Raw genomic sequence first — 12,276 nt, forward strand, 5'->3', positions numbered from 1 at the left:
GGCGGGGCTGGGTGCTACCACCACGGCCGAGCCGTCGTTCAGCTCATTGGCAGCCAGCAGGATGGGATACGTCACGCCCCCGTTGAGGCTCAGCCGGATGTTGACGCGCACGCAGCTGACCGGGGCGGCAGTGGTGTTGGCCACGTTCCAGGTAATGGTTTGGGCGGCGCCTCCGGTCCAGCTCTCGGCCGCGTTGGGAGCCGTCACCAGGAAGGGGCCCGCCGAGCTGCTCACATCCAGGCTAACCAGCGAGCTGAAATTCACGCCGCCGACTACCCCCAGCGGTCCGGCGTGCTGGTCGCGGGCTGTGCACCGAAACGTGAGGGCGCGCGTCACCGTGGGCAACCGCTCCCCGATAACTACGCTGTTGTCCAGCAGATTGCTCAACCTCGGGAAGTAGCGCGTTCCGGACGCGGAAGGGTTGAACGAGCGAAACAGGGGAATATTCTGCCCCGGCACCTGGGCCGTGGTGGGCGTTCCGGTCGGCCCCAGGTCCAGCTCCTCCCAGGAATACGTGATGGGGTCGTTTTGGGCGTCGGTAGCGGTGGCCGTTAGTTTGAAAGGCGTGCCGATGGGTAAAGTTCTGCCGCTCGCCGGCACACTTACGGTAGGAGCGGTATTGCCGGTGGCCTGGCTGGTGCCGCAGGTAGTACCATTAATAAAAGCCCGTATTTCCTCGTAGTTGCCCGTGTGGAAGGTGGCATCGGAGTTGGCTTGCAGGTCGTTGTTTGATTCACAGATACCGGCGTAGGCCATAATCGTGCTGCCCGAGCCCGGCTCCCAGGCCGTTTCGGGGTTGCGGTTGCCCCCGGCGCAGCTGCCATCGTTGCCATTGAAGGGGTGGTTACCGCCAAACTGGTGGCCCATTTCGTGCGCCACAAAATCGATGTCAAACGCGTCGCCCACGGGGTTGGGCAGGCCCGTCACACCCCCAGCTTTCCCCTCGCGGTCGCACACCACGCCCAGGAAGGCCACGCCGCCGCCGCCAGTGCTCACCACGTGGCCAATATCATAATTGGCATTGCCGATGATGCGGTCTACGTTCTCCTGATTTTGCTCCAGCATGGGGCCACCATCGTCGTTGGTATACGCCGGGGAAGGCTGGGGACCGGTGCCACTGAGAAAAACCAGCTGGTCGTTGTTTGGCACCAGCACCATGCGCACCGACAGCTCCTTTTCGTACACCCCCACCACCCGGTTCACGGTGGTGGCCTCGGCGGCCAGCACGCTGGCTACGGTGTTGCCTTTAGTCAGCGCGTATTCGGGGGTGCAGGCCAGGGCCAGGCGGTAGGTGCGCAGCTGCGGTCCGCTGGCCCGTGCCAGCGCCAGACTATTGCTGCTCTTCTGAGCCGCCAGCCGCCGCGCGGTAGCTTTTTGGGTGGCCGCCGTGGGGGCAAAACCACAATTGAGAGCGGTGCGGGAAGCGCCCCGGTTCATATCGCGGTGATAAAAACCGAGGTAGTGCCGGGAATCGGTGCGAGTGGCAGGGTCAATGTAAAAGCTATTGCCGTCGGCGGCCAGCACCTGGGCATGGAAGCCCTGGGGGGTCATTTCCAGCCGCACCGTGGCCGACGCATCGTCGAGGCCCACGCCGGCGTAGGTTTTAATACTTGGAAACCGGGCCGCCAGCGCGGGTGCCAGCACCGACGACTCGCGGACGGCGAACCGACCAGTACTACCATTGGGGAGCGGTAGCATGAGCACCAGCGGCGCGGCCGAGGACCGGGCTTCGGCGGGAGCGGCGGCCAGGGCCGCACGCAGGGCCGGCACATCCAGGGTCAGCGCCTGCGAGCGAAACAGCGCTGCCGCCAGTGGCGAACGCGCCACCGCTGCCCGCGCCTCGGCATTGGCCTGAAAATACCGGGCCGCCGCCCGCTGAGGGGCCGGCTGCTGGGCTTTGGCGCTCAGGATGGTGCTGCAGGCCAGCAGCAGCGCCGCTCCCATGTGATTAAAACTCGCTTTGAGCGCGGAAAAAGAAGGAGACCGATGGGTGGCCAAACGGCCGGCGTACCAGTGCTGCATTAAGAGTTGGGCCTGAGGTTAATCTGTAAAGCTAAGCAAAAAACCAGGTATGCCGATAAGCGAACCAGCGGGCCGGGCGAGCCACATAAAACAGGTCTCGAAACTGGTTTTTATGGACGTCGGAAAGACAATAACAGGAACATCAATCGCAGCAATAAAATCGCAAAAAAGCTCCGGCACACGGCGCCGGAGCTTTTTTTAATTCCTGGCTTGCTTTCAGGGCAGCACTTTTTTTCAGCCGGCTTTCAGGTATTTCACCATTAGCCCGGCGGTTTTTTTGGCGGCTTGCTGCTGGCCCAGCTTCTGGCGCAGTTCGGCGTAGCCGGCCTTCATGCGGGCCATGTAGGCCTCATCGGTGAGCAGCAGGCGGAGCTCGTCGAGCAGGTTGCGGGCGTTGAAGTCGTTCTGAATGAACTCCTTCACCACGGCGCGGCCCGCAATCAGGTTCACCAAAGAAATAAATGGCACCTTGATAACCATTTTGCCAATGGCGTAGCTGAGCACGCTGGTGCGGTAGCACACAATCTGGGGCACGTCGAAGAGGGCGGTTTCGAGGGTGGCTGTGCCGCTGGTGACCAAGGCGGCCTTGGCGTGGGTCAGCAGGTCGAAGGTTTGGTCGAATACGAACCGGATGCCGTTGCGGTGGAAGTGCTTGTAGTAATTAGGGTCGAGGTTGTCTACCCCGGCCACCACAAACTGGTACTCCTGAAAGCCCGGTAAAATGGCAATCATCTCGTGCAGCATTTCCTCAATTTCCTGCTTGCGCGAGCCCGGCAGCACGGCAATAATGGGCTTGTCGGGCTCCAGACGGTTGCGCTCGAAAAAGTCGGGGTCGGGCTCAAATTCGGCCACGGCGTCGGCCGTGGGATTGCCCACGTAGTCGACGTGGTAGCCGAATTTATCGTAAAATTCTTTTTCGAAAGGCAGGATGACGAACATCCGGTCTACCCGCTCCTTCACCTTTTCGACGCGGCCCTGGTTCCAGGCCCATATTTTGGGCGAAATGTAGTAGAATACCTTGATGCCGTGGCCTTTGGCCACTTTCGCCATGCGCAGATTGAAGCCCGCGTAGTCCACCAGAATCAGCACATCGGGCTTGTAGGCCAGCAAATCGGCCTGGCACTGCTTGAGGTAGCCCCGGAACTTGAGCACGCTGGTAGCAGCCTCCACGAAGCCCATGATGGCCAAATCCTGGTAGTGCCGCACCAACTCGCCGCCCACGGCCTGCATCTGGTCGCCGCCCCAAAACCGGAACTGGGCGTCGGCGTCCTCGCCCTGCAACTCGCGCATGAGGTGGGCGGCGTGAAAGTCGCCCGACCGTTCGCCGGCAATCAGATAATATTTCATTCGTTGAGTTATGAGTTAAGAATCAGGAGTTAGGAGTTGTAGGAATGAGTAGATAAGCGACGAATGACTCCGTGGGGCCAAATCACAACTTTTAACTCCTAACTCTTAACTTCTTCATCCGTAGTATTCCACGAAATTGCGGGGGGTTTCGTAGAGTTTCACGCAGTGCAGCCGGGCCGTGGTAATGGCCGGCAGCTCGCGCTCCAGAATTTGCCAGAAGGCGATGGCCAGGTTTTCGGTACTGGCCATAAGGCCGGCCATGAAGGGCACGTCCAGGTTGAGATTTTTGTGGTCTACCTGGTCGGTAATGTGGGTGCGGAGCAGGTCGGAAAGGGCCTTGAGGTCCACTACGAAGCCGGTTTCGGGGTCGGGCTGGCCGCGTACCGTCACAATGAGGTCGTAGTTGTGGCCGTGCCAGTTGGTATTGGCGCAGGGGCCAAATACCTCGCGGTTGCGCTCGTCGCTCCACTTGGGGTTGTGCAGCTTGTGGGCAGCGTTGAAATGTTCCTGGCGGCTAACGTAAATCATTCTGTAAGCTATTAGCTACTAGTAGTTAGCTGGTAGCTCTCTTTGTTTTTTCATTAAAAGAAGAAACCGTAGGCTAGCAGCTAAAAGCTACTCGCTCCATTATCTTTTCGCAGCAAATATACGAAGAAGGGTACCCCGAACAGGGCCGTGACCAGGCCCACCGGCAACCCGGCCGGCGGGTAGAGGATGCGGGCCAGCAAGTCGCAGGCCAGTAAAAAGCTGCCGCCCAGCACCGCGCACACCAGCAAATTGTATCGGCCCGTGGTGCCCAGCAGCCCCCGCGAGAGGTGCGGCACGAGCAGGCCCACAAAGCCCACCGGCCCGCACAACGCCACCACGCCGCCCGTGAGGCCGGCCGCCAGCAGCACCAGCAGCCAGCGCCGCCGCGCCACCGGCAGCCCCAGGGCGGCGGCCCGCTCCTCGCCCAGCAGCAGCAGGTTGAGGTCTTTCTGCAAAAAAGCCAGCACAAACAGGCTGATGGCCAGCACTGCCGCCGGGTAGGGCAGCACGCGCCACCCGGCCTGCTCAAAGCTGCCGAACGCCCAGAACACGATACTGCGCAGGTTGCCCTCGGCGCTGGCCAGAAACGTGAGCAGGCTGCCCACGGCCGCCGCCAGGGCGCCCACCGCCACGCCCGCCAGCAGCAATGGCGCGGGCAAAATCCGGCCGCGCCGCGTGCCCAGCGCCACCACCAGCACCGTGGCCCCAAAAGCCCCCACCAGCGCCGCAACCGGCGGCAAATACACGCCCGCCACCGTGAGCGACGGCACCAGCACAAAAGAAATAATGGCCCCTAACGAAGCCCCCGAAGCCGTGCCCAGCAGGTACGGGTCGGCCAACGGATTGGTGACCAGCGTTTGGAGCAGCGAGCCGCTCACGGCCAGGCTGGCCCCGGCCAGCAGCGCCAGCACAATGCGCGGCAGACGCAGTTCCACCAGCACCAGCTGGGCCGGGTCGGTGGGGTCGTAGTGCCAAAAGGTGTTGAAAATGAAGCTGTACGACGTGGCATAGCTGCCCACCCGCAGGCCCAGCACCACGAGCCCCAGCGTGAGCAGGAGGCCAACGGTCAGCCATAATAAGGGGCGGTGAACCAGCATCAGCGGACGGGCGGCAACGAACCAGCTAAGCGAGGCGCAATTAGCTCGCGCAGTTCGCGCACGGCCTCCACCGCGCGCGGGCCGGGCCGCTCCATCAGGTTACCGGTGATGGCGAAAACGCGGCGGCTTTTATAGGCATTGATGCGTTTGAGCTCAGGGTAATTCTTGAAAAACGTGCTGTCCATCTTGCCAAAGCTGCCGCCGAGCAGCACGTCGGGGTTCAGCTTGAGAATGTACTCGCGGGTGAGGGCCGGGTAGGGCTGCGGGAAGGTTTCAGCCACGGCGTTCTGCCCACCCGCCAGCCGGATTTCATCGGTAAAAAGCGTGTTTTGGCCGTAGCAATAAATGGGGTCCTGCCAGGTGATGGCCAGCACTTTGGGCGAATGACTGAATGACTGAGTAGCTGCGTAGCTGAGCTGCTGCCGCAGTGAATCGGCCAGGTGCTTGGCCTGCGTTTCGCGGCCCAATAGCCGGCCCACGGTTTCGATACCCGTGAAAACGTCCTCCACGGTGCGGTAGCGCTGGTAATACACCGGAATCCCCAGTTCCTGAAGGCGTTGGGCATCGGCCACGGACGTGATGCCTTCGACGGTAAAAACGATGTCCGGCTTTAGCAGAACCAGCTTTTCCAGGTCGAGCGGGTAATTGTTAACGACAGGTTTGCGGAGCACGGCGGCCGGGTAGTTGTCCTGGGGCACGCGGGCCACGATGGTGGCGGTATCGGCCACGGCAAACAGGACTTCGGTCATGCTGGGGGCCAGGGCCAGCACCCGGCGCGGGTGCGCGGGCAGGGTCAGGCGCCGGCCCAGGCCGTCTTGCACGGTTACGGAGGCGGCGGACCGGGATTCCGGCTGGCAGCCGGCCAGCAACGCAACCGCTAAAAACAGATACAAAAAGCGCATGGGGCAAAGGTAGGGCCGGGGACCAACGACGGGGCGCGCCGGTTTACCTTTGCCCCAACCCAACTTCCTGCCCTATGATAGTAGTAACCGGCGCGGCCGGCTTCATTGCCAGCTGCCTAGTCTCCCGCCTCAACGCCGCCAACTTCAACGACATCGTGGTGGTGGATAATTTTTCGGTTGAAAAAAAGCTGCCCAACATCACCGGCAAGAAGCTGCGCGAGTACGTGGACCGCGAAACGTTTTTCGACTGGCTCGATGCCAACCACGCGCAGGTGGAGTTCGTGTTTCACCTCGGCGCCCGCACCGATACCGCCGAGATGGACCCGGCCGTATTCGACCTGCTCAACCTGAACTATTCGAAGCAGATGTGGCTGGCCTGCTGCCAGTACCAGCTGCCACTGGTGTACGCCTCGTCGGCCGCTACCTACGGCGACGGCATTCTGGGCTACACCGATACCGACGAAGCCCTGTTTCCCCTCTACCGCCCGCTGAACCCCTACGGCGACTCGAAGAACGACTTCGACAACTGGGCCCTGGCCCAGGCCGAAAAGCCGTATTTCTGGGCCGGCTTGAAGTTTTTTAACGTGTACGGGCCCAACGAGTACCACAAAAGCCGCATGGCGTCGGTGATACTCCACGCCTTCAACCAGATTCAGCAAACGGGCTCGATGACGCTTTTTAAATCGCACAATCCGGACTACACCGACGGCGGCCAGATGCGCGACTTCGTGTATGTGAAAGACGTGGTGGAAGTGTGCTACTTCCTGCTGAACCACCGCAAAGATTCGGGCATCTACAACCTCGGCAGCGGCGAGGCCCGCACCTTCCTCGACCTGGCCCTGAACACGTTCAACGCCCTGGGCCGCACCGCCGACATCCACTTTAAGGACACGCCCGAGGACATTCGCGACAAGTACCAGTACTTCACCGAGGCCGATATGAGCAAGCTCAAAAGCATTGGCTACGACCGGCCTTTCACGCGTTTAGAAGACGGTATTACCGATTACGTGCAGCACTACCTCGTGCCCGGCCGGTATTTATAAGCACGAATTTTCTAGCTTGCCGGGCAGTAGCCGGGGCCAAACCATTGGGGCGGCCCTGGGTTACGCTGCCTCCGCAGCGGTTGTTTCGGCGCGGCGCGCGGCGGCGGCCGTGGCGTTTCATTGCCTTTTCCACCCCTTCCAACCATCGTGACTAAACCTGCCGGGCCCGTTATTACTGTTGTGGGCGGCGGCTTTGCGGGCACGGCGCTGGTGTTACATCTGCGGCGGCAGCCGGCGCTGGCGCAGGCGCGCATTCACCTCATCGAGCCGCGCCCCGCGCCCGGCCCTGGTCTGGCCTATTCGGCCCAGCGGCACGAGCACCTGCTCAACGTGCGGTCCGGTTCGTTGAGCCTGTACCCCGACCAGCCCGAACACTTCGCGGCCTGGATGCTGAGCCAGCCCGAGAGCACGGCTGGCCAACCCGAATTTGCTCCCCGCTCCGCATACGGCCGTTATTTAAACGAAGAGCTAACGGCTGCCCTGCACCCCGCAACAGGCTTGCCCGTGGTAGAATTGCACGCCACCTCGGCCGTAGCCGCCCCGCCCCTGCCCGATGGCCGCCGCACCGTGCGCCTGGCTAACGGCACCAGCATTACCAGCGATTATGTGGTGCTGGCACTGGGCAACTTCCCGCCCCCGCCGCCCGCCGGCCCCGACCTGCGCTACCTGGAGCACCCCGGCTACCACGCCAACCCATGGGCGGCCGGCAACGTCCGCCGCATTGGCCCTGATGAGCAGGTGCTGCTCATTGGCTCGGGGCTGACAGCGGTGGACGTGCTGCTGGCCCTGCGCCAGGATGGCCACCGCGCGCCCATTACCGTGGTGTCCCGCCACGGCCGCTGGCCCGCCGCCCACGAGCCGGCCACCACCCCGTATCCCAACTTTTTCGACAAGCTGGCCCACGAAACCACTGTAAATGGAGCGGTAGCGGCGTTTAAGCGCGAGCTGCGGGTCGCGGCGGCCCAAAATATTGGCTGGCAGCCGGTGCTCGATGCGCTGCGTCCCGACCTGGGCCGCATCTGGGCCCTGTGGTCGCTGGCCGAGCAGCACCGCTTTTTGCAGCACCTGGCGGGCCTGTGGGCAGTGGGCCGCCACCGCAGCCCGCCCCAGAATACGGCCGCCGTAGCAGCCCTCAAGGCCGCCGGTCTGGTCCGGATGCGCCTGGGCACCGTGCGCGAAATCATCCCCGACGGCCCTTGGCTGCGCGTGCGCGTGGGGCCCTACGGCGAAGCGGATTCCTGGCTCACCGTGCAGCACGTCATCAACTGCGCCGGGCCGCTGCTCGATTACAATCGCATTGCCGACCCGCTGGTAGTGAGCCTGCGCGAGGACGGCCAGCTCTGCCCCGACCCCTTGCGCCTGGGCATCCTCACCGATGCGGCCGGCGCGCTGCTTGAGGAGAACGGCACGCCGGCCGCCGGGCTGTTCACGCTGGGCTCCAGCCGGCGGCCGGCCTATTTCGAATCGACCGCGGTACCGGAAATACGCCGACAAGCCGTGGATTTAGCCGCCGAAATAGCGGGACGTGAAACTGGGGAAATTGCCTAAGCCGCCATACGGAGCTGGTTTGGATAGAGAGGACGTACAGGAACGTCGTCGGGGACGAAGCCGCTGGACGGAACTGCTGAGGCAGCAGTTGCAATTATGGTATCGTCGGTGTGGCGACGGAGGGCACGCATCAGCAAGTATTTATATTTCTCGGCATCGGCCAGGGCTTGTTCGATGGCTTGTGCGGCATCGGCATAAGCTACCACGGGCTGTAATTCCCGGCGCGGGCGGCGGGCTTCAAAAACGTGGGCTTCGAGGTATTCGGCGGCGGACTTCATAGCGGAATCTAATGGTGAATTCGAGCCAGTATCGGCGTGCTTTATTAACCCCGAATACTTGGTTTACATTCCTTATAAGCCACTTTTTTGAGTTAATTTCAGGCCCTAACTCTTAACTGATTTCTGCCGCTAATTACTCCTGAAACTCAGCTGATTTTCAGCACCACTTTGCCGAATTGCGCGCCGGCTTCGAGGCGGCGCAGGGCGGCTTCCCCGTCGCCCAAAGGGAATACTTCGTCCACGACGGGCACAATCTGCTTTTCGGTCACGAGCTGGAGCATCGCGGCAAAATCCTGTTCGCTACCCATCGTTGAACCCAGAATGGTGAGCTGCTTCCAGAAGACTTTGGCGGGCGGCAGCTGCGGAATAGCGCCCAGCGTGCCCCCGAAAAACACGATGCGGCCGCCGGGCGCGGCCGCATCCAGCAAGGCGTTGAAAGCGGGCCCGGCGGCACTGTCAATAATCACATCGAACGGGCCGCCAGCCTGCTGCACCAGGGTTTTCACCCAATTTTCGGCGTTGTAATTGATGCCGCCTTTCGCGCCCAGCGCCTGCGCCCGCGCCAGCTTTTCCTCCGAGCCGGACGTTACCCACACCTCGGCGCCGCGCGCCGCGCAAAACTGAGCCGCCAGCAGCGCCACGCCGCCGCCCACGCCGGTTACCAGCACCCGCTCGCCCGCCTGCACCTGTGCCCGCGTGAACGCCGCCCGGTAGGCGGTGAGGCCCGCCAGCGGCAGCGCGGCACCCTGCTCAAAGCTCAGGTGGGCCGGCAGGGGTTGGACGTAGCGGGCCGGCAGTGCGATGTACTCGGCAAAGGTGCCGGGGTCGGGCATACCCAGCACCACAAAATCGCGCGCCTGCACCTTGGGGTTGTCACCCCAGCGCAAGCCGGGATTGAGGAGGACGCGCGCCCCGATACCCGGCGCGGAGGCCGGTACGCCGTCCCCGTGCGCCGCTACTTCTCCGGCACCGTCGGAGCCCAGCGTGCAGGGCAGCTTAATGCCCGCATACTGCCCCTGCTGAATAAAAACGTCGCGGTGGTTAAGGGCGGCGGCATGGAGTTTCACGAGGATTTCGCCCGCAGCGGGTGCGGGCGTGGGCACGTCGCGGAGCGTGACGGGCTGGTGAATGGCGTCGAGTTGGAGGGCTTGCATGATGGGTTGCACTACTTTGGTTGGGAATTTCTCGCAGAGGTCCGCTGAGGTTTGCGCGGAGGTCCGCAGAGTTTAAAAATTTGTTAACGTGGCTATTCAGCTCTCGCTGTGCTTTTTGAGGCCTGCTAGTGCCAGCGGGCCGGCCACAAGCAGGCCCGTGAGCAGGCCGCCGAAGTGAGCCGCGTTGTCGATGTTACCGCTCAGGCCCGAAATTAAATTACTGAGCACCAGATAAAGCACCAGGCCCAGCATGGCGCGGCGGTCGGATTTATCGAGTACGATTTTTTTGCTTATCAACAGGGCCAGCAGCAAGCCGTAGAGACCGAAAATGGCGCCGCTTGCGCCCACGGAATTCACGCCGTTGCTGTGCCACCACAGGCTGGCCAGGCCGCCGCCCACGCCGCTGGCCAGGTACACCAAGGCCAGGCGCAACGCTCCCACCCGGTCTTCCACCAACAACCCCAATAGCCATAGCGACAGCATGTTGAGCAGCAGATGCGAAAGGCCAGCATGCAGAAACAAGGAGCTGAACAGCCGCCACGGTTCGCCGGCCAGCGTGAGGCCCGACACATTGGAACCCCACTGCACCAGCTCGCGGCCCAGGGGCGCGGACGCGGACACACCGCTCAGAATCATCAGCCCGAAAACCAGCAGGTTGAGGTCGAGCAGCAACGGCGTGGCCAGGAAGCGGCGCGAAGGAATAAAAAGGCCCTTCAGCAGCTGGCCCAGCAGCTCGGCCCAGGTTTCGTGGGCGGCGGACGGCGGCGGCGATACAGCCGGCGAAGAGTCGGGCAGCAGCTCGCGCCGCCGCAGCTCGGCTACGGCAGCGGCACCCACGGCGGGCGGGTAGCGGGCCGCATTCTGGGCCATATACAGGAGCTCGGCGTCGGGCTTTTGGGCAAAGAGCTGCGCGGCCAGGGCGGCAGTGCTACCGGGAGCGGACGCGGGAACGGGTTCTTCCATGAAAGCGGGGCGCGGCAAGGAGTGCGCCACCTTGTCTCAACCGGCCACTTTGCCAGGTGTTGCAGCAGGCTAGAGCTCGACCTGCCTCGTTACGGTATTGTAGGGCTGGCCCGTGACCGGCGATTTGGGCAGCAGCCCCGAAAGCAGGTCGCTCACGTCGGCTTCGCGGCGCAGGGTTTTCTCGTTTTCAAAAGGCTGCGGATTTTTCGCCACCAGGTACAAATCCGTCAGGCCTTCCTGCTGCTCGTTGGCCACGCGCGTCATCAGGTCCAGGTGGGTGGCCATCGTGGGGCCTAGCTTGTAGCCGTAGAGGTTGGCTTTGCTCCAGGGCTCCCAGGCGGCTTGCGCGTCTTCGACGTGGCCGGCCAGCGCGTCGCTATTGCCTTGCCGGGCTTCGGCAAAAACGTATTCGGTTTTAGTCTGGGCCGCCCAGAAGCGTTTGGACAGCTCCCGATACTGGCTCAGGTGCTGGGCATTAGCTTGTTCGGAGGCGGGCACCTTGCTCAGCTGCTGGGCCACGGCCTGGGTCACCACCCCGTCGTAGTTGGGAATGGCGCTGGTGGCCACTTCCACGAGGCGGGGCGGGGGCAGGCGGCGCTTGGCCGCCGCGCGTGCCTGCAATTCGGCTTCCTGGGCAGTGCTTTGCTGCTGCAAAAAGTAGGTGCCGCCACCCAATGCCAGCACCAATACTCCTACCCCTACCACCTTGCCCCAGGGCTTGGATTGCGGGACTTCGGACGGCGAAACGTAGGCAGCTGGCGAGGCAAAAGCCGGCGCGGCGGGCGCTACGCCCCGACGCCGCAGCTCGCGGCGGGCTTCGTCGACCAGCGCGGCCTGATAGAGGTTGGGATGCTCGACGAAATAGAGCAGTTCGGCATCGGTTTTCTGGTGGTAAAAATCGGGGGCGGCGTCGGACACGGCAGGGGGCAAAAGCTGAAGGATGATTGCAGGCGGCAAGATGGGAAGCGCCGGCCAATAAGTTGCAGCCAACCGTGGGGCGCCGGGGCCGTAAACCGTTGCATTGGGGCCGTAAGCACGGCTCCGGCCATCATTCTTTTTCTAATTACTATGCCTACCCCCGAGCAAAATCCCACCGACCCGCGTCCCGACCAAGCCAGCACCGGCGGCATCACCACTCCGCAAGGCGCCGACACCGACCAGAACGCCTCCGGCAACCCCGAAGCTGGCACCGCCGCCGACGGCGCCATGCCCGAAAGCACCCAGGAAAACATGGGCGACGGCGCCGGCATCCGCGGCGACTATGGCAACGCCAGCCAAACCAACGGCATGGAAGGCGGCCCCGACCAGCCCAAAACCGACACCGAGCTGACCGGTTCGTAAACCCGCCCGCCCCTCGCAGAAACACGCCTACTGTCGTGCCGCCGCCCGAAACC

At 63.0% G+C, this 12,276-nt stretch carries 12 protein-coding genes; 3 read left to right on the plus strand and 9 right to left on the minus strand.

Features of this window, described 5'->3' with window-relative positions; translation table 11 throughout:
• From GM79_RS05525 to GM79_RS05545, 5 genes are all read right to left on the minus strand, one after another.
• The coding region (locus tag GM79_RS05525) for a reprolysin-like metallopeptidase (RefSeq protein ID WP_152559857.1) at positions 1 to 2,022 on the minus strand (2,022 nt) is incomplete at its 3' end.
• 234 nt (positions 2,023 to 2,256) lie between these two features.
• Positions 2,257 to 3,369: a lipid-A-disaccharide synthase gene (gene lpxB, locus GM79_RS05530; RefSeq protein WP_035560520.1), complete on the minus strand. Its 1,113-nt coding sequence runs from the start codon at positions 3,367 to 3,369 to the stop codon at positions 2,257 to 2,259.
• 114 nt (positions 3,370 to 3,483) lie between these two features.
• Positions 3,484 to 3,897 (minus strand): 6-pyruvoyl trahydropterin synthase family protein, encoded by a 414-nt coding sequence (locus tag GM79_RS05535; RefSeq protein WP_035560523.1) that lies wholly within the window; start codon positions 3,895 to 3,897, stop codon positions 3,484 to 3,486.
• Positions 3,898 to 3,977: 80 nt separating this feature from the next.
• Positions 3,978 to 4,994, minus strand: a complete 1,017-nt coding sequence (locus GM79_RS05540) for a FecCD family ABC transporter permease (protein ID WP_035560524.1) — start codon at positions 4,992 to 4,994, stop codon at positions 3,978 to 3,980.
• The gene (locus GM79_RS05545; RefSeq protein WP_051718553.1) at positions 4,994 to 5,896 is read right to left on the minus strand and encodes an ABC transporter substrate-binding protein; all 903 of its coding nucleotides are present in this window, start codon (positions 5,894 to 5,896) and stop codon (positions 4,994 to 4,996) included. Before GM79_RS05545 ends, GM79_RS05540 begins: the two co-directional genes overlap by 1 nt.
• Before the next feature lie 74 nt (positions 5,897 to 5,970).
• Between GM79_RS05545 and rfaD the strand changes: the two genes are divergently transcribed.
• Together rfaD and GM79_RS22780 are read left to right on the plus strand one after the other, a co-directional pair.
• Entirely contained in the window at positions 5,971 to 6,939 is a 969-nt protein-coding gene (gene rfaD / locus GM79_RS05550) for an ADP-glyceromanno-heptose 6-epimerase (RefSeq protein ID WP_035560526.1), read from the plus strand.
• 147 nt (positions 6,940 to 7,086) lie between these two features.
• Positions 7,087 to 8,487, plus strand: coding sequence for an FAD/NAD(P)-binding protein (locus GM79_RS22780; RefSeq protein ID WP_161787125.1), 1,401 nt, complete (start codon positions 7,087 to 7,089; stop codon positions 8,485 to 8,487).
• Here the strand turns inward: GM79_RS22780 and GM79_RS05570 are convergent.
• The 4 genes from GM79_RS05570 to GM79_RS05585 all read right to left on the minus strand — a co-directional run bounded on the left by GM79_RS05570 (position 8,484) and on the right by GM79_RS05585 (position 11,800).
• Positions 8,484 to 8,765, minus strand: a complete 282-nt coding sequence (locus GM79_RS05570; protein WP_035560533.1) for a hypothetical protein — start codon at positions 8,763 to 8,765, stop codon at positions 8,484 to 8,486. The two genes, GM79_RS22780 and GM79_RS05570, sit on opposite strands and share 4 nt — an antisense overlap.
• Before the next feature lie 146 nt (positions 8,766 to 8,911).
• Positions 8,912 to 9,919 (minus strand): zinc-binding dehydrogenase, encoded by a 1,008-nt coding sequence (locus tag GM79_RS05575; RefSeq protein ID WP_035560535.1) that lies wholly within the window; start codon positions 9,917 to 9,919, stop codon positions 8,912 to 8,914.
• A 96-nt stretch (positions 9,920 to 10,015) separates the two neighbouring features.
• Positions 10,016 to 10,882, minus strand: a complete 867-nt coding sequence (locus GM79_RS05580; RefSeq protein WP_051718555.1) for a rhomboid family intramembrane serine protease — start codon at positions 10,880 to 10,882, stop codon at positions 10,016 to 10,018.
• A gap of 69 nt (positions 10,883 to 10,951) precedes the next feature.
• Positions 10,952 to 11,800, minus strand: a complete 849-nt coding sequence (locus GM79_RS05585) for a hypothetical protein (RefSeq protein WP_035560537.1) — start codon at positions 11,798 to 11,800, stop codon at positions 10,952 to 10,954.
• A 150-nt stretch (positions 11,801 to 11,950) separates the two neighbouring features.
• Here GM79_RS05585 and GM79_RS05590 point away from each other — a divergent pair, with 150 nt between their 5' ends.
• Positions 11,951 to 12,223 (plus strand): hypothetical protein, encoded by a 273-nt coding sequence (locus tag GM79_RS05590; protein WP_035560539.1) that lies wholly within the window; start codon positions 11,951 to 11,953, stop codon positions 12,221 to 12,223.
• Positions 12,224 to 12,276: the final 53 nt, after the last annotated feature.

Source organism: Hymenobacter sp. IS2118 (assembly GCF_000715495.1).
Classification (GTDB): domain Bacteria; phylum Bacteroidota; class Bacteroidia; order Cytophagales; family Hymenobacteraceae; genus Hymenobacter.